At 41.4% G+C, this 19,331-nt stretch carries 19 protein-coding genes; 8 read left to right on the plus strand and 11 right to left on the minus strand.

The annotated features are described in order from the left end of the window. Position 1: 1 nt before the first annotated feature. The 4 genes from IEE86_RS07140 to IEE86_RS07155 all read right to left on the minus strand — a co-directional run bounded on the left by IEE86_RS07140 (position 2) and on the right by IEE86_RS07155 (position 4,625). Positions 2 to 1,342, minus strand: coding sequence for a dihydrolipoamide acetyltransferase family protein (locus IEE86_RS07140; RefSeq protein WP_191096586.1), 1,341 nt, complete (start codon positions 1,340 to 1,342; stop codon positions 2 to 4). 108 nt (positions 1,343 to 1,450) lie between these two features. After that, a complete protein-coding gene (pdhB, locus tag IEE86_RS07145) occupies positions 1,451 to 2,428 on the minus strand; it encodes a pyruvate dehydrogenase complex E1 component subunit beta (RefSeq protein WP_191096587.1) in 978 nt (325 codons plus the stop codon). A 3-nt stretch (positions 2,429 to 2,431) separates the two neighbouring features. Continuing rightward, entirely contained in the window at positions 2,432 to 3,547 is a 1,116-nt protein-coding gene (pdhA, locus tag IEE86_RS07150) for a pyruvate dehydrogenase (acetyl-transferring) E1 component subunit alpha (protein WP_191096588.1), read from the minus strand. Between the two features lie 409 nt (positions 3,548 to 3,956). Next, on the minus strand, positions 3,957 to 4,625 hold the full coding sequence (locus tag IEE86_RS07155) for a YkyA family protein (RefSeq protein WP_191096589.1): 669 nt from the start codon (positions 4,623 to 4,625) through the stop codon (positions 3,957 to 3,959). 234 nt (positions 4,626 to 4,859) lie between these two features. On the opposite strand from IEE86_RS07155, the gene IEE86_RS07160 reads away from it, so the two are divergent. Both IEE86_RS07160 and def read left to right on the plus strand, forming a co-directional pair. After that, positions 4,860 to 5,030 (plus strand): YjcZ family sporulation protein, encoded by a 171-nt coding sequence (locus IEE86_RS07160; protein ID WP_224740882.1) that lies wholly within the window; start codon positions 4,860 to 4,862, stop codon positions 5,028 to 5,030. A 112-nt stretch (positions 5,031 to 5,142) separates the two neighbouring features. Then, positions 5,143 to 5,700, plus strand: coding sequence for a peptide deformylase (gene def / locus IEE86_RS07165; protein ID WP_191096591.1), 558 nt, complete (start codon positions 5,143 to 5,145; stop codon positions 5,698 to 5,700). 33 nt (positions 5,701 to 5,733) lie between these two features. Here def and IEE86_RS07170 read toward each other — a convergent pair whose 3' ends face one another. Further along, on the minus strand, positions 5,734 to 6,513 hold the full coding sequence (locus IEE86_RS07170) for a Cof-type HAD-IIB family hydrolase (protein ID WP_191096592.1): 780 nt from the start codon (positions 6,511 to 6,513) through the stop codon (positions 5,734 to 5,736). Positions 6,514 to 6,908: 395 nt separating this feature from the next. Here IEE86_RS07170 and IEE86_RS07175 point away from each other — a divergent pair, with 395 nt between their 5' ends. Both IEE86_RS07175 and rnjA read left to right on the plus strand, forming a co-directional pair. Next, positions 6,909 to 7,118, plus strand: coding sequence for a DNA-dependent RNA polymerase subunit epsilon (locus IEE86_RS07175; protein ID WP_191096593.1), 210 nt, complete (start codon positions 6,909 to 6,911; stop codon positions 7,116 to 7,118). A 5-nt stretch (positions 7,119 to 7,123) separates the two neighbouring features. Beyond that, the gene (rnjA, locus tag IEE86_RS07180; protein ID WP_003212511.1) at positions 7,124 to 8,791 is read left to right on the plus strand and encodes a ribonuclease J1; all 1,668 of its coding nucleotides are present in this window, start codon (positions 7,124 to 7,126) and stop codon (positions 8,789 to 8,791) included. Between the two features lie 102 nt (positions 8,792 to 8,893). On the opposite strand, the gene ade is transcribed toward rnjA, so the two are convergent. The 5 genes from ade to IEE86_RS07205 all read right to left on the minus strand — a co-directional run bounded on the left by ade (position 8,894) and on the right by IEE86_RS07205 (position 14,169). Beyond that, positions 8,894 to 10,624, minus strand: a complete 1,731-nt coding sequence (ade, locus tag IEE86_RS07185; RefSeq protein ID WP_191096594.1) for an adenine deaminase — start codon at positions 10,622 to 10,624, stop codon at positions 8,894 to 8,896. A gap of 263 nt (positions 10,625 to 10,887) precedes the next feature. Next, on the minus strand, positions 10,888 to 11,556 hold the full coding sequence (locus IEE86_RS07190) for a potassium channel family protein (RefSeq protein WP_191096595.1): 669 nt from the start codon (positions 11,554 to 11,556) through the stop codon (positions 10,888 to 10,890). A 37-nt stretch (positions 11,557 to 11,593) separates the two neighbouring features. Next, on the minus strand, positions 11,594 to 12,430 hold the full coding sequence (locus IEE86_RS07195; RefSeq protein WP_191096596.1) for a gamma-glutamylcyclotransferase family protein: 837 nt from the start codon (positions 12,428 to 12,430) through the stop codon (positions 11,594 to 11,596). A gap of 37 nt (positions 12,431 to 12,467) precedes the next feature. After that, complete coding sequence (locus IEE86_RS07200) at positions 12,468 to 13,745, minus strand: ATP-binding protein (RefSeq protein WP_191096597.1); 1,278 nt, start codon at positions 13,743 to 13,745, stop codon at positions 12,468 to 12,470. A gap of 145 nt (positions 13,746 to 13,890) precedes the next feature. Next, positions 13,891 to 14,169 carry an AbrB/MazE/SpoVT family DNA-binding domain-containing protein gene (locus tag IEE86_RS07205; protein WP_191096598.1) on the minus strand — a complete coding sequence of 93 codons (279 nt, stop codon included), beginning with the start codon at positions 14,167 to 14,169 and terminating at the stop codon, positions 13,891 to 13,893. A gap of 276 nt (positions 14,170 to 14,445) precedes the next feature. Here IEE86_RS07205 and mreBH point away from each other — a divergent pair, with 276 nt between their 5' ends. From mreBH to IEE86_RS07220, 3 genes are all read left to right on the plus strand, one after another. Beyond that, positions 14,446 to 15,453, plus strand: a complete 1,008-nt coding sequence (mreBH, locus tag IEE86_RS07210; RefSeq protein ID WP_012009812.1) for a rod-share determining protein MreBH — start codon at positions 14,446 to 14,448, stop codon at positions 15,451 to 15,453. A 74-nt stretch (positions 15,454 to 15,527) separates the two neighbouring features. Then, positions 15,528 to 15,659 carry a protein YkpC gene (locus tag IEE86_RS07215; RefSeq protein WP_003210922.1) on the plus strand — a complete coding sequence of 44 codons (132 nt, stop codon included), beginning with the start codon at positions 15,528 to 15,530 and terminating at the stop codon, positions 15,657 to 15,659. 106 nt (positions 15,660 to 15,765) lie between these two features. Beyond that, entirely contained in the window at positions 15,766 to 16,998 is a 1,233-nt protein-coding gene (locus IEE86_RS07220) for an aminopeptidase (RefSeq protein WP_191096599.1), read from the plus strand. 236 nt (positions 16,999 to 17,234) lie between these two features. On the opposite strand, the gene IEE86_RS07225 is transcribed toward IEE86_RS07220, so the two are convergent. Continuing rightward, positions 17,235 to 18,854: an ABC-F family ATP-binding cassette domain-containing protein gene (locus IEE86_RS07225; protein WP_191096600.1), complete on the minus strand. Its 1,620-nt coding sequence runs from the start codon at positions 18,852 to 18,854 to the stop codon at positions 17,235 to 17,237. 143 nt (positions 18,855 to 18,997) lie between these two features. On the opposite strand from IEE86_RS07225, the gene IEE86_RS07230 reads away from it, so the two are divergent. Then, positions 18,998 to 19,273, plus strand: a complete 276-nt coding sequence (locus IEE86_RS07230; protein ID WP_191096601.1) for a hypothetical protein — start codon at positions 18,998 to 19,000, stop codon at positions 19,271 to 19,273. Positions 19,274 to 19,331 lie beyond the last annotated feature (58 nt).

The raw sequence follows: 19,331 nt of genomic DNA on the forward strand, positions 1-19,331 counted from the left end.
TTTACGCCTCCATTAAAATTAATTGTGGATCATTCAATAAACGCTTGATGTGGTTAAGGGCATTTTGCGCAGTCGCTCCGTCAATCATACGGTGGTCAAAGCTTAGGGAAAGAGCTAAGACTGGAGCTGCAACGATTTCGCCATCACGAACAACCGCTTTTTCAGCGATACGGCCAATACCAAGGATCGCTACTTCTGGGTGGTTGATGACTGGAGTAAACCATTGTCCACCAGCAGAACCGATGTTTGTGATTGTGCAAGATGCACCTTTCATTTCAGCTGGAGCCAATTTACCTTCACGTGCTTTTGTTGCAAGCTCGTTGATTTCGTTAGATACTTCGAAAATCGCTTTGCGATCTGCATTTTTCACAACTGGAACAAGCAGGCCTTTTTCAGTGTCAGCTGCAATTCCAATGTTGTAGTAATGCTTTTGAACAACTTCATCTGTTTTATCATCGATAGAAGTGTTAAGTACTGGGTACTTTTTCAAAGCAGAAGTTAGAGCTTTTACAACGTAAGGCAAGTAAGTTAACTTGATTCCTTGATCAGCTGCAACTTGTTTGAATTGTTTACGATGTGCAACAAGGTTTGTTACATCAACTTCATCCATTAATGTTACGTGAGGAGCTGTATGCTTAGAGTTCACCATTGCTTTTGCGATCGCTTTGCGGATTCCGCTCATTTTCTCGCGAGTTTCTGGGAATTCTCCTTCTAGAACTGGAGCTGCTGCCGCTTTTGGAGCTGCTTCTTCTTTCGCACTTTCAGCTGCTTGAGGTGCTGCTTCTTGAGTTGCAGAACCACCATTAAGGAAGCTGTCGATATCTTCTTTTAGCACGCGACCATTTTTACCAGAACCTGCAACTTTGTAAATTTCAACGCCTTTTTCGCGCGCATATTTACGTACAGATGGCATAGCGATGACGCGTTTGTTTGGATCAGCATCTACTTGCTCTTGTGCGCCTGCACCAGTTGCTGCTGCCGCTTCTTCTTGAGCTACTTCTTTCTTTTCAGGCTCGTTACCAGCTTCAGCAGTACCTTGTACTTGAGCTTCAGTTTTCGCTTCGCCTTCTTCTTCGCTGCCTTTAAATTGAAGATTTTCGTAACCAGGTGCATCAAACGTAATGATTGTTTGTCCTACAGTTGCAACTGTTCCCTCTTCAACTTTTAATTCTAATACTTTTCCTTTAACAGGTGAAGGAATTTCTACAACTGCTTTATCATTTTGTACCTCTGCTAAAACGTCATCTTCATTGATTTCGTCGTTTGGTTTTACAAACCACTTAACGATCTCACCTTCGTGGATACCTTCTCCGATGTCCGGAAGTTTAAATTCAAATGCCACTGTTTTTCGCCTCCTAAATTATGTTAAATCCTTGCTCTGTCATTATTACACGGTCATGTAATTGATAAAGGGGAAGAGAAATAAATTCTTTTCCCCTCTGTCATTTAATTAAAATTCAAGAACTTTCTTAGCTGTTTCAAGCACGTCTTTATGGTTTGGAAGCCATACGCTCTCAGCTTGAGAGAAAGCAAATACAGTATCAGGTGCAGCTACACGAAGTACTGGTGCTTCTAGGCTAAGGATTGCTCTGTCATTGATTTCAGCTACTACGTTTGCCGCAATACCAGCTTGTTTTTGTGCTTCTTGAACAACGATCGCACGACCTGTTTTTTCAACAGAAGCGATGATTGTTTCAATATCAAGCGGGCTCACTGTACGAAGGTCGATGACTTCAGCAGAAACGCCTTCTTTTTCAAGTTCTTCAGCCGCTTTAAGTGATTCGTGAACCATTGCACCGTAAGTGATGATTGAAAGGTCAGAACCTTCACGTTTCACATCCGCTTTACCAATTTCAATTGTGTACTCTTCTTCAGGAACTTCCTGACGGAAAGAACGATAAAGTTTCATATGCTCAAGGAACACGACTGGATCGTTGTCACGAATTGAAGAAATTAATAGTCCTTTTGCATCGTAAGGTGTTGAAGGAATAACAACCTTGATACCAGGCTGTTGTGCGATAAGACCTTCTAAGCTGTCAGCGTGAAGCTCAGGTGTATGAACTCCTCCGCCAAATGGAGAACGGATTGTCACTGGAGAATGCCAGCGTCCGCCAGAACGGTAACGCATACGAGCCATTTGTCCAGAAATAGAATCTAATACTTCGTAAACGAATCCGAAGAATTGAATTTCCATTACTGGGCGGAATTCTTGTAGTCCAAGGCCAATTGCAAGACCGCCAATACCAGATTCAGCAAGTGGAGTATCGAATACACGATCCTCACCAAACTCTTTTTGCAATCCTTCAGTCGCACGGAATACGCCGCCGTTTTTACCAACGTCTTCTCCGAAAACGAGAACGTTTTCGTCATTTTTCAGTTCTGTGCGTAACGCATCAGTGATCGCTTGAATCATTGTCATTTGCGCCATGGCTTACTTCGACTCCTTCTGTTTGTAGATTTCAAGCTGTTCAACCAAGTTGAACGGTTTCACATCGTACATGTTTTCAATCAAATCAGTGACTTTTTGCTTAGGCTGTTCGTCAGCTTCTTTGATCGCTTGTTTGATTTGTTCTTTTGCATCTTCGATGACTTTATTCTCTTCTTCTTCAGACCATAGGCCTTTGTTTTCCAAGAATTTGCGGTAGCGTACCAATGGATCTTTTTGCTCCCACTCGTTTTCATCTTCTTTAGTACGATATCTTGTTGGATCGTCACCAGCCATTGTATGTGGGCCGTAACGGAATGTAAGAGTTTCGATTAATGTTGGACCTTCACCATTTACAGCGCGCTCACGAGCTTCAGCAGTCACTGCATATACAGCTAATGCATCCATACCGTCAACTTGTACGCCTACGATACCAGCTGCAGCTGCTTTTTGTGCAATCGTTTGTGCTGCAGATTGCTTTTCAACAGGTGTAGAGATCGCATATCTGTTGTTTTGGACAACAAAAATCGCTGGCGCTTTGTAAGCCCCTGCAAAGTTAATACCTTCGTAGAAATCACCTTGTGAAGCTCCGCCATCACCAGTGTAAGTGATTGCAACAGCGTTTTTACCGCGCTTTTTCAAACCAAGGGCTACACCAGCAGCTTGAATGATTTGTGCACCGATAATGATTTGCGGAGAAAGTGCATTTACATCTTCAGGCATTTGGTTACCAACAAAATGTCCACGAGAGAACAAGAATGCTTTTGTTAGCGGAAGACCATGCCAGATTAATTGTGGTACATCACGATATCCTGGTAGAATGAAATCTTCTTTCTCAAGTGCAAAGTGAGTTGCAAGCTGAGAAGCTTCTTGTCCAGCAGTTGGCGCATAGAAGCCAAGACGTCCTTGACGGTTCAATGAAATTGAACGTTGATCTAATACACGTGTAAACACCATACGGCGCATTAATTCTTTTAATTGGTCATCTGAAAGATCCGGCATTGCCGCTTCGTTTACGACTTCGCCTTTTTCGTTTAAAATTTGAAACGTTTCAAACTGCTTTTTGATGGCATCAAATTGCTTTTTGCTATCAACAATTGCTTTTTTTGTTTTTGCAGCCATTCTAAAGTCACCTCTTCCTTTCTTTTAACAGTCAATTTGTCGTGAATCCATTTATACATACAGATATAGGATAACCCAAAATACTCATATGACTCCTGTATATAATAGCCACAAAGGGTGTTGTCGAAACATTGGATGATCGCTTACTTTTGAGTCCTTCTAACTGTATTAACGATAGTTCACAAAAAACTAATACAACTTCTGTTAACAAGGATTAGTTTACAACAAGAAAAATAGTCCGTCAATTGATTTAACAGCTTTATTTAAATAAATGTATTCGCTTTACTTTTTATGGTGAACTGTATCAATCTGTTTAACGAGTAGCGCGAACTGTACTAGTATAGAGGGCATCACTGTACTACAATAGCAAATGTTTGTTTTTGTCGAAAAATAAAACAAGAGCTGTTCTTCAGCTCTTGTTTGACTCTTTATCTGCCGCTTTGTACAACGCCTGTTTATGCTCATTCAATTGGTCTGTATATTGATTGAACTTCTTGCTTTCTTTTCTGACCTTGCTGTAGGAACGATTCACTGTCTTCAGCTTGGATTTCAGTTCCTCGTATCCTAAGTCTTTCTTCTTTAAAGAATGATATAAATGCTGGTCTTGTTTCAGCGCCTTTTGATACTCTCGGTAAAGCTGATCATACGACGCATATCTCTTCTCGATTGATTTCACCGTTTGATCAGCTTTCTCCTTTAATGCTGCATCTTGTATCCGCCCGGCAGATTCCTTTACAGTTTGTAATTCTTTTTTCGATTGATCCATGCTATCTTTTTCTGTTTTTAAATGTTCTTCTCTCTTCGCAGCTGATGCTAGCGCCTGATCAGAAAGGCTTGACACTGTTTTTGTATGGTCCTTTGTGGTTTGTATCATTTTTGTATACAGCTGCTGCTCTTTTTTCTCATAGTTTTGCAGTGCGTCCTGCTCTTTTTCAAATGATTTTTCTTTTTCGCTCATTTTTGTCATCGCATCTTGCATCTCATTGAACGGGCTTTGACCACCGCATCCTGCAAGTAAGAGTGTACATATCCCTGCTAAAATCGCACCTGCTTTTATGTATCTGTTCCTCTGTCTCATCAAAAGGTCCCCCTTTATATCTCCACATACCACTATAATTTTTATAGGCGTTTGTGACAAGGAAAGAGGATAGCCTTTTTAGGGGGAAGAAGATTTTTTTCAAGCTATAGGCTCATGACTATACAAATAGTGCATTCATACATAGTTTATATTACACGCTTCGCCTTCACTTCTAAAAGGCCGAGTGTATTTCCAAAGGAGGTCAAAAATATGTCTAATTATAGTCATGGAAGTTTGTATGGTGGATACGGCGGTTACGGTTACGGATACGGTGGTGGCTGTTGTTATCCAAGTTATGGTGGTGGATATGGATATGGTGGTGGACGTACATTCGCTTTAATCGTCGTCCTTTTCATCCTATTGATCATTGTAGGCGCGGCATTCTTAGGCGGCGGCTGCTGCTAATGGCTGTCTAAGCCTCTGACCGGTCTCTTATGACCGGTCTTCTTTATTTCATTGCATATGTTGTGTATCATTTTATATACTTTACATACAAAGGAAATAGGAGTGAAGTTTTGTGATTACCATGGATGATATCGTACGAGACGGGCATCCCGTTTTAAGGCAAACAGCTGAAGCGGTCGAACTCCCGCCAACAGAAGAGGAAAAACAGCAATTAGCTGACATGATCGAATTCGTCAAAAATAGTCAGGATGAAGACATGGCTGAAAAATATGGACTGAGACCCGGCGTAGGACTCGCAGCTCCGCAAATCAATATAAGTAAACGTATGATCGCTGTTCACTGTGAGGATGAGGACGGGAAGCAATACAGCTACGCCCTGTTCAACCCTCGAATTGTCAGTCATTCAGTCAAAAGAGCTTATTTGGCAACTGGAGAAGGCTGCCTATCTGTTGATGAAGCCATCCCTGGATTCGTCCCTCGTTATGAAAAAATCAGGGTCAAGGCTACAACGCTTGAAGGTGAGGACATTGATATCCGTTTAAAAGGGTTCCCAGCCATCGTCTTTCAGCATGAAATTGACCACCTAAATGGCATCATGTTTTATGATCATATTCAAAAGGATCAGCCATTCGCAGAGCCAGACAACTCTGTTGCGATCGGCAGATCATAAAAAAGAAGACCCAGCAAGTGAGGGTCTTCTTTTTTATTCTTCAATGAGACCTAACTGGGTCACTGCATGAAATATGCCGTCCTCATCAACTGGTTTTGTCACAAAATCAGCCAATGTTTTCAATTCACTCACAGCATTCCCCATGGCAACACCTGTTCCAACAAACGAAATCATTTCTCTATCGTTCAGACCGTCTCCAAAGGCAACTGTATCCTTTTGATCGTAGGGCAGTCTTTCGATGACCCGCTTAATTCCTTCGGCTTTTGATCCGCCTTTTGGCAGGACGTCTGTTGACAGCTCGTGCCATCTGACAAGGTCAATTTCTTCGCGGAACGCCTCATATTGGACTTCCTCTTCTGCCTTACAAAATAGCAGCATTTGATAAATGTCGTTTTCTTTAAAGAAAGTCAAATCATGCTCGGGGTGCTCTGTTTTTAACGTACCAATTCCTTCATGAATAAACGGATGGTTCGGCACAGAAGCCTTCATCGTTTCTTCTCCCATGAAAACAAGCGGGTGATCATGACGATCTGCTGTTTCATAAATTTGCTCCATCAGCTCCTGCTTGAGCGGATTGCCGTAAATGACTTCTCCCTCAAACATGACATATTGACCGTTATAAGCAATAAATGAGTCAAGTGCTAATTCTTGTAAAATAGGCTGGATTAAAAAAGGCGAACGGCCAGATGCTATGAATAGATGATGTCCTTTTTCTTTTAATAAACGAACAGCTTGCTTCGTTGATTCAGGTATTTTTTTATCATGATCATATAAAGTACCGTCGATATCAAAGAAGATGACTTTTTTATTCATATCTCGTCTCCTGTCTCTCGTTATGTACATACTCTCCCTTTCATCATACAGAAAGATTTCCGCTTTCGAAACCAATTCCTTTTAAAACGCCCATTTCCCACATATAACCATGTAACATTAGATGGAAACATCATATAATACAAGTATAAAGAAAGAACGGAACGCACTGCCCCAAAATGACATCTACCGAGAGGAGGCGATCTGTGATGCTTCGCCGTCTGCGTAAGAAAATTCGAAGACAATGGAAGGACATGCTTCGTAAAAAATCGATTGCTTAAAAGGATCTTCCGCACATTTGCTGAAGGTCCTTTTTTCTCAGAGCCTTTTCTTATGCGCGTTTTTTTAATATAATAGAATAAGCGAGTGTAACATACGGTATTTAAGGAGAGATTTGGATGATATATAAGGTATATTTTCAGGCAAGCACTACTGAGGTACCTGTAAGAGAACACACAGATTCACTATACGTTGAAGCGGTTTCTGAAAGAGACGTACGCAATAAGTTGAAAAAACATAACTACAATATTGAATTCATTCAGCCTGTAGACGGTGCTTTTTTAGACTATGAACGAGAAAGTGAAAATTTTAAAGTATTGGAGCTATGAGAGGAATGAAATTTGTAAAAAACGATCAGGCGGCAGTTTTTGCGCTCGGCGGATTAGGCGAGATCGGCAAAAACACGTATGGCGTTCAATTTCAAGATGAAATCATTTTAATTGATGCTGGTATTAAGTTCCCTGAAGATGAACTTCTCGGAATTGATTACGTCATCCCTGACTATACGTACTTAGTTAAAAACGAAGATAAAATCAAAGGTCTATTCATCACTCACGGACATGAAGACCACATCGGCGGTATCCCTTACCTTCTCAAGCAAGTGAATATTCCAGTTTACGGGGGCAAACTCGCAATCGGCCTACTTCGTAATAAACTGGAAGAGCATGGTCTGTTGAGACAGACGAAGCTTCACATTTATGAAGAAGAAGATACCATTAAATTTAGAAAAACAGCTGTGTCTTTCTTTAGAACAACACACAGTATTCCAGATTCTTATGGAATTGTCGTGAAGACACCTCCTGGTAACATCGTACATACAGGTGATTTCAAGTTTGACTTTACCCCTGTTGGCGAGCCTGCCAATTTAACAAAAATGGCTGAGATCGGCAAGGAAGGCGTCCTTTGTCTTCTATCTGACAGTACAAACAGTGAAATCCCAGAATTTACGATGTCTGAAAGACGCGTAGGTGAAAGCATTGATGACATCTTTAGAAAAGTAGATGGACGTATCATCTTTGCAACGTTTGCTTCAAACATTCACAGACTTCAACAAGTCATTGAGTCCGCTGTTGCCAACGGCCGAAAAGTCGCTGTATTCGGACGCAGTATGGAATCTGCCATTGATATTGGACAAGATCTTGGCTACATTAAATGTCCAAAAAACACGTTCATTGAACATAATGAAATCAACCGTCTTCCAGCAAACAAGGTCACTATTCTTTGTACTGGTAGCCAAGGTGAACCGATGGCAGCTCTTTCTCGTATTGCAAACGGTACTCACCGCCAGATTTCCATTAATCCTGGAGACACTGTTGTCTTCTCATCTTCACCGATCCCAGGTAACAATATTAGCGTAAGTCGTACCATCAACCAGCTTTATCGCGCTGGCGCTGAGGTCATTCATGGCTCACTTAATAATATTCATACATCTGGTCACGGCGGGCAAGAAGAACAAAAGCTGATGCTCCGTTTAATTAAACCAAAATTCTTCATGCCGATTCATGGTGAATACCGCATGCAAAAAACGCATATTAAACTTGCGAATGATTGCGGCATTCCTGAGGAAAACTGTTTTATCATGGATAACGGTGAAGTGCTTGCACTGAAAGGTGACGAAGCAAGTGTTGCCGGCAAAATTCCATCAGGCAATGTGTATATTGACGGAAGTGGCATTGGTGATATCGGAAATATCGTCTTAAGAGACCGCCGCATTCTTTCAGAAGAGGGTCTTGTCATCGTTGTCGTCAGCATGGACATGAAAGAATTCAAAATCTCTGCTGGTCCTGATTTGATTTCAAGAGGCTTTGTCTATATGAGAGAATCGGGAGACCTTATCAACGACGCTCAGGATTTAATTTCAAAGCATCTTGAAAAAGTGATGGAACGCAAGACAACACAATGGTCAGAAATTAAGAACGAAATTACTGACACACTTGCACCTTTCCTTTATGAAAAAACTAGACGCCGTCCAATGATCTTACCGATTATTATGGAAGTGTAATTAGACAAAGAGACACAAGCCCATTGGCTGTGTCTCTTTTTTTCATCCGGTATTCAAAAACCGCATGTATCCAAAGATACATGCGGTTTCTCCTTCATTCTTTTATGATTGAATCGGGAGATGCTGAAAGCTTCTAACATCAAACAATCCCTTAGTCGTCATTTTTACATCAGGAATGACTGGAAGTGCTAAGAAGGATAGCGTTAAAAACGGATTAAAATCTAAGTCAAAACCTGTTTCTTTCAATGCTTCATGGAGTGCATGAAGACTTTTATTGACTAGATGTGCTGGTTGATCTGATAATAAACCAGAGATCGGTAATGGAAGTGTATGAAGAGGCTGCCTGTCCCTTACAACCGTCAATCCGCCCCCTGCTTCTTTTAACGTCTCAATGGCTTTGATCATATCGGCATCATTTGTGCCAACAGCAATTAAGTTATGGGAATCATGCGCCACAGTTGTGGCAATCGCTCCTTTTTCTAAACCAAATCCACTGACAATCCCTACCCCAATTTCAGATAGACCTTGATGTCGTTCGACAAGCACCATTTTCAATACATCTCTTTCTGTATCACTAGTGAATTGTCCGTTCATTTCTGAAGGAGAGACTTGTTCTAACTTTGTTTCAAGCTGATTTGGTATGATGCGAATGACGTTCATCTTTTGATGAGCTGTGATAGGAAGTGCAAGATCCTTATGTTGAACATTCACTGTATGGACAGATTGTAATAATGCAGGACTCGGTGCGATTCTTTCAACACTTGGCAGATAATCTCCACACTGCGCAACCAACTCACCTGCAATAAAGACGCTTGTGATGTTTACTTGATCAAGGTCAGAAACTAGCATAAAATCAGCATCAAAGCCTGGTGCAATAGCTCCCTTTGTTTTGAGGCCAAAACATTCTGCAGCGTTTAAACTGCCCATTTGGTACGCTAAAAAGGGGTCCAATCCTGCCTTGATAGACATACGTACTTGTTCATCAATACTTCCTTGCGCCAGTAAATCATCTAAATGCTTATCATCGGTACAGAAGAAAAAGCGTCTCGCATTCTTCTCATTGACAGCTGGCAAAACATTTTTCGCATTTTTGGCAACAGACCCTTCTCTCAGCATGACATACATGCCTCGTTTTATACGTTCAAGGGCTTCCTCGGCTGTTGTCACCTCATGATCTGTTTGGATATTTGCTGTTCGGTAGACATTGATTAATCGGTCTGTTAAGCCTGCTAGATGGCCATCAATCAATTTATGCTCATTTTGAGCATCGAGCAGTTTTTGAAGCATATCATCTTCTCCATGCTCTACTCCAACATAGTCCATCACCTCGGCAAGACCAAGAACCTCTTTCTCTTGATAAAGAGGTTTTAAATCTTTTGCTTTTAGGGTAGCACCTGATCGTTCAAAGCTGACAGCCGGCACACAGGATGGCAGCATGAAATATATATTTAAGGCTGCTTTTCTCGCTTCTTCCAGCATAAAACGGATGCCTGTTATACCTGAAACATTGGCAATTTCATGCGGGTCTGTTACGACAGTTGTCACACCGCAGGGAACGACAGCTTTGGAGAATTCAGCAGGGGTCACCATGGAGGACTCAATATGAACATGGCCATCAATAAACCCAGGTACAAGCATTTGACCAGTTGCATCCAGCTCCTGCTCTCCCTCGTATTCTCCAATCCCTACTATTTTTCCATTTTCAACAGCGACATCAGCGTCTATCCATTCCTGGTTAAACACGTCCATAACCTTCGCATGTTTAATCACTAGGGCTGCTTTTTTTCTCTTTGCAGCTACCTCAATTTGATGTCTGAAAAGCTCCTTATCCAACGACACTGCCTCCTCCAAGTAAACAATATAATGTTTCTTATCGTAAACGAATCTGTTTGCCCAGTCAATGACATTTAGTGAAAATCAACCATATAACAGCACTGATTTTTATTTCTGAATAGTGATAATTGCATGAAAAATACGACTGCTCACTTTTGCCTTTATTCAGAAGCAAAATAAGCTCCTTTCAATTTCTTTCCTACCTTCACTGTCCACCTGTCGTGTACACAATGAGATAAAAAAACACCCCACCCTCGGAGTGTTTAATCGTCGTTCTGCATTTCTCGTTTTTCAAAGCGTCCTATATCGGTTACCGCTCCAATGACGATGAGGATGTCTTCCTTTTGGATCATTTCATCTGCAAGCGGGGAAACGATGACTTCTTTCCCGCGTTTAATCGCCACAATATTGATGCCGTATCTTGCTCTAATATCGAGATCTAAAAGAGAATGCCCAGCAAGCCTGCTGTTTGCAACGATTTCAATGAGGCTATACTCATCTGACAGCTCGAGATAATCCAGCACGTTGTTGGAAATAATTTTATGTGCAATCCGTCTGCCCATGTCTCGCTCTGGATGAACGATGCGATCCGCTCCAATTTTGTTGAGCACCTTTTCATGGTAGTCATTTTGCGCTTTTACTGTGACCATTTTGACGCCAAGCTCTTTCAGCATAATGGTGGTTAAAATACTTGCCTGTATGTTTTCTCCAATCGCAACGATCACATGATCAAAATTGCGAATGCCGAGATTCTTTAAAACAGATTCGTCCGTCGAATCTCCAATCACCGCATGTGATGCAATTTTCGCGTATTCGTTTACTCGATCTTCATTCATATCCATGGCCATCACTTCAAGTCCTTCTTCGCTTAGCGCCTTGCAAATACTTCCGCCAAAGCGACCAAGACCAATGACTGCATATTCCTTTTTCATGTTCAGACTCCTTTTATCTCACTTACCATGCATTTTACTACGGTTTGATTAATGAATCCATATGCGAACGAATTTTTTTACGGAACGCTTCACTTAAGTAAAGGTCTGCTCCTTTTTCAATTTCACTGCGATAATGACCTGGCGGAGCGGTTTCTTCGCTCTTTTGGAGGACGAGAAAGGTTAAACAGTCCTCATATACTTGATCACCCATTCGGACATCGACAAAAGCTGGACGATAAGTCCCTTCATATACACCCTCTCGTTTGTACAAATAACGAATGGCATCAAAAGGGACCTCATATAAAACGCCTTCTGTTTCTCCGCCGTCTTCTACCATATCGGCTCTTGATCCATCAGGCCGCACCAATGTAAATCTAGTTGTAAAGCGGTCAAGTGCACCGCCTCCGACGATTCGTTTGAAGTAATGATCGACTTTAGCAAGCTTAAACCTTGCATCATCCATACAGGAGCCATAGGCAAAATAATAGAAGGATGACGGCTTACGCTGCCACAGTCTGTATTCTTTCCAGCTTCCGCTGTCAATTTCCTTCATCCCTGATGCCTTCTGCTCTGGTAATGTGTATGCAATGGCTGCCTTTGGTCCTTGATCAGTCATGACATCGATTTCCTGCTTGTCATACCCTTCCTCTAGCGCGTCTAACTTATTCAGCGTGTCAGGTGTCACCTCATACAATTCCCCGTATACTGTGCTTTTTTCTGTAGGAACACATGCAGGGTATCCTGCATCTGTCTCGTATAACCGTCCATTTATCCAAGCTGATTTAGCCAATGACCTACTTTCTTCCATATACGACATGTGGTGCTCTTCATGTTTTAGAAGCGTCCCATATACAAATAAAGTTTTCATCGTCATGAAATCACGTCCTCTCGCCTTGCTGCTGTCTGTTCTTTTAACACACAGGTAAATAAATATGAAAAGCTGTGCCTTTTCTGAGTTCACTGGATACTTCCATTCTTCCGTGATGATCTTTTAAAATCGTTGCACAGATGGTCAGACCAAGACCTGTTCCTTCTTTTTTCGTGGAGAAGAATGGGTCATATATTTTCTGAATATCCTCTTCAGACATCCCTTTTCCTTCATCTTGAATGGTGATTTTCCATTCATTCAACACTTTCTCTGTTGATATGTATATGCTCCCGCCTTCAGGCATTGCCTCTATGGCATTTTTGATTAAATTAATGAACAGCTGCTTCATTTGATTGGCATCTGCTAGGATAGCCCCGGCATCCTGCTTTTTAAATGGCTGCTTGAGATCAATATTCGAAAGAACTGCATTTGTTTTGAGCAGGGTAATCACCTGTTCTAGGAGCTCATGAAGCTGGACTTCTTGAAAATGGACCGATTGAGGCTTTGCTAACACAAGTAGCTCACTTAAAACAAAATCAATCCGTTTAATTTCGGAAAAGATAATGTCAAAATAATCGGTTCTTTCGGGATATTGTGTTTTCATCAGCTGTAAAAATCCGCTTACTGATGTCAGCGGATTTCTGACTTCATGGGCAATTCCAGCGGCTATTTGTCCTGCAACGGCGAGCTTTTGTGCCTGCATTTGCAATTGCTGATTGGATTTTTCAAGCTCGATCTTTGCCTGCTTTTGTTTCGTGATATCAGCAACCGTTCCAATGCCTCCGGTAAACTGGTGCTGGTCATCAAAGTAGAGCTTGTAATGAACGTCTCCCCATACCTTCTTTCCCTCTTTATGGAGGAGCTGCAGTTCAATTCGCCCCGCATCCTTATGCTCTTTTATCACAGATAACAAATGCTCGACAACACGATCTTCTTGATCAAAGTACTGATTGTACATCGTGCCTAGACATTCATCTATGTCGTAGCCCGTCATTTGTTTCCATGCTTGATTTAAAAAAATGATTTGACCCTTTTCATTTGTTTCAAAGACGATTTCTTGCAAGTTATCTGTTATTCGATTCAGCCGCTCTGTCAGTTCGTGTGCTTCTTTTTCTCGTTTGTTTAAATCTGACACAAGTAAGTTCAACCGGTCTACATAGCCTGATACGACCCAAATACCAGTTAAAACTACGACTGTAAAGGCTAGATCGAGCGGCCAATTAATTTGGTAGCCGCCTAGATAATAAAAGAAATCCCAGCTTAAGATTAATATAAATGCAAGAACAGATAACAAGATCCGCACTTGATATGTTTTGTTCAAATGATTCCACCTTCCGCCCTGAGATTCTTTGTCAATTGTACCATTTTCCACTTATTTTTTGAGGGAGATGAGGCATTTTTAAGGAACTTTTTTCATAAAAAATAGCCTGTTCTCAGCACGAAGCAAGAGAGCAGGCTATTTTTAGTTACTGCTGAAGGGCTTCTTGCAGCTCTTTTAGCAGTAGTTCTGCGCCTTCAGCGCTTAATGTAATTTGACCATTTCCATATTCATGGTTCTCTGACGTAATCTCACCAGTCATGAGACAAACGCCCTCTGGCTGATATTTTTTCAAGACGATTTTCTCTCCATCTATAAAAAATTCCATACTGTCTTTAATTTTGATATCAAGTGCTCTTCTCAATTCGATTGGCATGACGATACGCCCTAGTTCATCTACTTTTCTTACGACTCCGATAGATTTCAATTTCGTTCCCTCTTTCTTTCATTAGCTCAAGATCAATCTGTTATTCACCAATTGATATATCGTAGACGTAAGAGATTCTTAAAAGGTTTCTCCTGATTAAAAAAATTTTTCATAAACGAAAAAACAAAGGGAAAATTTATTGCGATTGTCAAAATGAGACTTGAATTTTACAGATTCATTTCAAGGTCATCACAAACCCCCACAAATGACAGGAGACCTCTGAACTTTTAAATGTAAAATTGTTTAAAACAGCAAAAATAGAGATTGGGTGAAAACATGTTTCAAAATGCCGAAATTGGAATTGATTTAGGAACTGCTAACATATTGGTTTATAGTAAAAACAAGGGAATTATTTTAAATGAACCGTCCGTCGTGGCTGTAGATACAGAAACAAAAACTGTACTTGCCGTCGGAACAGAAGCCAAAGAGATGATCGGGAAAACTCCTGGGAAAATTGTGGCGATCCGCCCGATGAAAGACGGTGTCATCGCTGATTATGATATGACAACAGATTTACTAAAACAAATTATGAAAAAAGCTGGGAAAAATATTGGCTTTACCTTTAGAAAGCCGACCGTCGTTGTATGTACCCCTTCTGGTTCAACAGCTGTCGAGCGCCGCGCAATTAGTGATGCTGTAAAGAATTGCGGGGCAAAGCATGTGCATTTGATTGAAGAGCCTGTCGCAGCTGCAATCGGTGCTGATCTACCAGTAGACGAGCCTGTTGCAAACGTCGTCGTAGATATTGGCGGAGGAACAACGGAAGTTGCAATCATTTCATTTGGCGGTGTCGTCTCTTGTCATTCCATTCGAATTGGCGGAGATCAGCTAGATGAAGATATCATTACGTTTGTCAGAAAGAAGTACAATCTACTCATCGGCGAGCGGACAGCTGAGCAGGTAAAAATGGAAATTGGGTATGGGCTCATTGAACATGAGCCTGAGTCATTAGAAGTGCGTGGACGCGATCTTGTGACAGGTCTTCCAAAAACGATTACACTTGAATCTCATGAAATACAAGGTGCCATGCGCGAATCACTTCTTCATATTTTAGAAGCAATTCGCGCGACATTAGAGGACAGTCCCCCAGAGCTAAGTGGTGATATTGTGGACCGCGGCGTGATCTTAACTGGTGGTGGTGCTCTTTTAAATGGAATTCAAGAATGGCTCTCTCAAGAGATCGTCGTGCCGGTCCATATTGCGGCAAATCCGCTTGAATCAGTTGCAATTGGAACGGGTCGTTCATTAGAAGTCATCCACAAATTGCAAAAAACATTAAAATAATCTTCCTGTTCTACTTCTTTTTTCATCATTTCAATCATATCGTGAGAAATGGATAACCGTGAAGGAGGAAGAACATGTTACTTGATTTAGGTAAACGGGTCGTTGTCACAGTCATTTTAACGGGTATTATTTTAGGAGGAATGAGCCTGTCGTTTTCACATATGCCCCCTTCTAATGCACAGCCTGTGAAACAACTGAACCGCTAAAAAAGCCGCACGAAAGCGGCTTTTTTATTTTGGCTTCAAAGCGACTCCTCATTTTCCTTTTCGGTCATAAATCTGATATGATGAACATGACTAAAGGAGGGTTTTTATGAGTTCATTTGAAAAACAACTAGATCAATATGCTAAGACCATCGTTGAAGTCGGTGTGAATGTTCAAAAAGGACAGGAAGTCGTCGTATCTGCATTTACTGAATCTGCAGACCTTGTTCGTCTTGTAGCGAAACACGCGTATGAGCGCGGGGCGAAAAACGTACATATCCGCTGGAGTGATGGTGTTCTCACTCGTCTAAAATATGAACATGCGCCACAGGAAGTATTTGAGCAATTCCCAGAATGGGAAGCACAGATGATGGAAACCATCGCAAAACGCGGCGGCGCTTTTATTACCATCTTGTCAGAAAGCCCTGATCTTCTGCGAGGCATTGACTCGAAAAAAATCGCTGCACAGCAAAAAGCCGCTGGTTCAGCCCTTCATACATATCGTCAATACGTTCAATCAGACAAAGTCGCTTGGACGGTCGTAGGTGCTGCATCAAAAGAATGGGCGAAAAAGATTTTCCCTGACCATACAGATGAAGAAGCTGTCGCTTTATTATGGGATCAAATCTTTAAAGTCGCACGCGCTGATCAAGCAGATCCTGTTGAGGCGTGGAAAAAGCATGATGAGTCACTCAATGAAAAAGTAAAGATATTAAATGAACGTCACTACCACAAGCTGCACTATGAGGCACCAGGTACAGACTTAACGATTGAGCTTCCAGAGCAGCATATTTGGGTAGGTGCTGGAAGTGTGAGTGAACGCGGCATATCATTCATGGCCAATATGCCGACAGAAGAAGTATTTACCGTGCCTAAAAAAGATGGTGTAAACGGTACTGTCTCAAGCACAAAGCCGCTCAGCTATGCAGGAAATATCATTGATGAATTCACATTAACCTTTGAAAATGGCCAAATTGTGGATGTGAAAGCAAAAGAAGGCGAAGATATTTTAAAATCTCTCGTTGAAACAGATGAAGGCTCTCATTATCTAGGTGAGGTTGCCCTCGTACCAGATGATTCACCAATTTCTAACTCAAATATTCTTTATTACAATACACTTTACGATGAAAATGCATCAAACCACCTTGCCATCGGCAGCGGATATGCGTTTAATATCGAAGGCGGAAAAGAAATGAAACGAGAGGAATTGGATGCTGCGGGTGTGAACAGCAGTATTACACACGTTGATTTCATGATTGGTTCAAAGGAAATGAATATTGACGGAATCACAAAAGACGGGAAACGCGAACCGATCTTCCGAAATGGAAACTGGGCGATTTAATCGAAAAAAAAGACATCCACTTTTGGATGTCTCAGATTGTTGACAAAGGGCTAAAATGGTGTTTATTTTAGCCCTTTGTCTTCTTTCAGCGTGATAGAAAACCTTTGAAGTCTAGGAAGGGCGAGCACCGGAGCGGAGCGAATTTGACATTCGTGAGCACCGGCGCGCAGACCTGACAAAGAATGCGAGGGTTTGTCTACACGCTAAGACATCCACTTTTGGATGTCTTTTCTTATTTACGCATAAAGCTCATTGAGTCTCTTTTGAATGTCTTGATCTGATAAGAACTCATCATATGTTGTTTGTTTATCGACGATGCCATTTGGCGTCACTTCGATGATACGGTTTGCCACTGTTTCAACAAACTGATGGTCATGAGATGAGAAGAGCATAGCTCCTTTAAAGCTCATTAAACCGTTATTCAGCGCCGTAATTGATTCTAGGTCTAAGTGGTTCGTCGGCTCATCAAGAAGCAGCACATTCGCTCCTGACAGCATCATTTTCGATAGCATACAACGAACCTTTTCTCCTCCTGATAACACGCTTGCTTTTTTCTTTACTTCTTCCCCAGAGAAAAGCATACGTCCTAAGAATCCGCGTAAGAAGCTTTCGCTTTGATCATTAGGAGAATATTGACGAAGCCAATCCACTAGATCGACATCATTTCCTTCAAAGTATTCACTGTTGTCTTTCGGGAAAAAGGCTTGAGACGTTGTCACGCCCCATTTATATGTCCCGCCGTCTGGCTCCATCTCACCCGCAAGGATTTTAAATAAAGTGGACACAGCAAGCTCATTACGGCTTAGGAACGCAATTTTATCCTCGCGGTTCATGATAAAGCTGACGTTATCAAGTACCTTCACACCGTCAATTGTTTTCGATAGACCTTCTACTCGAAGGACATCATTTCCGATTTCGCGCTCTGGCGCAAAATGAACATACGGATATTTACGTGAAGATGGCTTAATGTCGTCTAAAGAGATTTTATCAAGCAATTTCTTTCTTGAGGTCGCTTGCTTCGATTTAGAAGCGTTCGCACTGAACCGGGCAACGAACTCTTGAAGCTGCTTAATTTGCTCTTCTTTTTTCTTATTTGCATCCTGGCTTAGTTTCAGTGCCAATTGGCTGGACTCATACCAAAAATCATAGTTACCGACATATACTTGAATTTTTCCGAAGTCTAGGTCCGCAATATGTGTACATACTTTGTTTAAAAAGTGACGATCATGCGATACGACGATCACTGTATTTTCAAAGTTAATGAGGAATTCTTCAAGCCACTGAATCGCTTGTAAGTCTAAGTGGTTCGTCGGCTCATCAAGAAGCAGAACGTCAGGTTTACCGAATAAGGCTTGGGCCAGTAACACTTTAACCTTTTCAGAACCGCCAAGCTCAGACATTTTCTTAGATTGTAGGCCTTCTGGAATGCCAAGACCTTTTAATAGGATCGCGGCTTCACTCTCCGCTTCCCAGCCGTTTAATTCAGCGAATTCACCTTCAAGCTCCGCTGCACGAATCCCGTCTTCATCTGAGAAATCAGGCTTCATATAGATCGCGTCTTTTTCCTGCATGACATCATATAGACGTTTGTGACCCATCATGACGACTTTTAATACTTCAAATTCTTCGTATTCAAAGTGGTTCTGTTTTAAAATCGCTAAACGCTCACCAGGGCTCATATGAACATCGCCCGTCTGAGCCTCAATTTCACCTGAAAGAATCTTTAGAAACGTTGATTTACCAGCTCCATTGGCACCAATTAAACCGTAGCAGTTGCCAGGAGTGAATTTAATATTTACTTCTTCAAATAGTTTACGATCAGCAAAGCGCAAACTAACATTATTTACTGCAATCATTTATTAATCCTCCATCACTCATTCATCATTATGAAGTATAACATGAATAACGTTTGATAGAAACGTCTCTTGCTAAGAACGAAGGCAATTTGTCCATTATGGTATAATAAGCGGGAATGATTTGTTGAAGGAGTTCGTGCGATTTGAGATTACTTACACTGATGGAATACTGTTTATTGATTTTCTTTATGGGTATTTATTTATCTGCAACAGGCTTTAATGCGAGGGATTTTGGCCTTTATATTGGGCTTGTGCTTATTTACACACTGGTACACATCTTTTCGAAACGCTTTTTACAAAAGCGAGGGAAAGAAAATCAGAAGATCGGATTGTTTCGGTCCGTTTTAGCCATTACTGGGTCTGTCTTCGCTTCTGTGTTGGCGATTGTGCTCATTGTGACGGTGCTCACGCCAAATTAAAAACGACCCTTCTTTTAAGGGTCGTCCATTCAAGCACTTTTCTCACGCACCTGAGAAG

The sequence above is a fragment of the Bacillus crepusculi genome, from assembly GCF_014764715.1.
Taxonomy (GTDB): domain Bacteria; phylum Bacillota; class Bacilli; order Bacillales; family Bacillaceae; genus Bacillus.

What these genes read in the sequence shown, in the direction of transcription:
- IEE86_RS07155 (WP_191096589.1), bottom strand. Translation starts at nt 4,625, where the DNA reads ATGAGACAGAGGAACAGATACATAAAAGCAGGTGCGATTTTAGCAGGG.
- IEE86_RS07190 (WP_191096595.1), bottom strand. Translation starts at nt 11,556, where the DNA reads ATGAAAAAGGAATATGCAGTCATTGGTCTTGGTCGCTTTGGCGGAAGT.
- IEE86_RS07170 (WP_191096592.1), bottom strand. Translation starts at nt 6,513, where the DNA reads ATGAATAAAAAAGTCATCTTCTTTGATATCGACGGTACTTTATATGAT.
- pdhA (WP_191096588.1), bottom strand. Translation starts at nt 3,547, where the DNA reads ATGGCTGCAAAAACAAAAAAAGCAATTGTTGATAGCAAAAAGCAATTT.
- IEE86_RS07175 (WP_191096593.1), top strand. Translation starts at nt 6,909, where the DNA reads ATGATATATAAGGTATATTTTCAGGCAAGCACTACTGAGGTACCTGTA.
- IEE86_RS07215 (WP_003210922.1), top strand. Translation starts at nt 15,528, where the DNA reads ATGTTACTTGATTTAGGTAAACGGGTCGTTGTCACAGTCATTTTAACG.
- pdhB (WP_191096587.1), bottom strand. Translation starts at nt 2,428, where the DNA reads ATGGCGCAAATGACAATGATTCAAGCGATCACTGATGCGTTACGCACA.
- IEE86_RS07225 (WP_191096600.1), bottom strand. Translation starts at nt 18,854, where the DNA reads ATGATTGCAGTAAATAATGTTAGTTTGCGCTTTGCTGATCGTAAACTA.
- mreBH (WP_012009812.1), top strand. Translation starts at nt 14,446, where the DNA reads ATGTTTCAAAATGCCGAAATTGGAATTGATTTAGGAACTGCTAACATA.
- rnjA (WP_003212511.1), top strand. Translation starts at nt 7,124, where the DNA reads ATGAAATTTGTAAAAAACGATCAGGCGGCAGTTTTTGCGCTCGGCGGA.
- IEE86_RS07220 (WP_191096599.1), top strand. Translation starts at nt 15,766, where the DNA reads ATGAGTTCATTTGAAAAACAACTAGATCAATATGCTAAGACCATCGTT.
- IEE86_RS07195 (WP_191096596.1), bottom strand. Translation starts at nt 12,430, where the DNA reads ATGACGATGAAAACTTTATTTGTATATGGGACGCTTCTAAAACATGAA.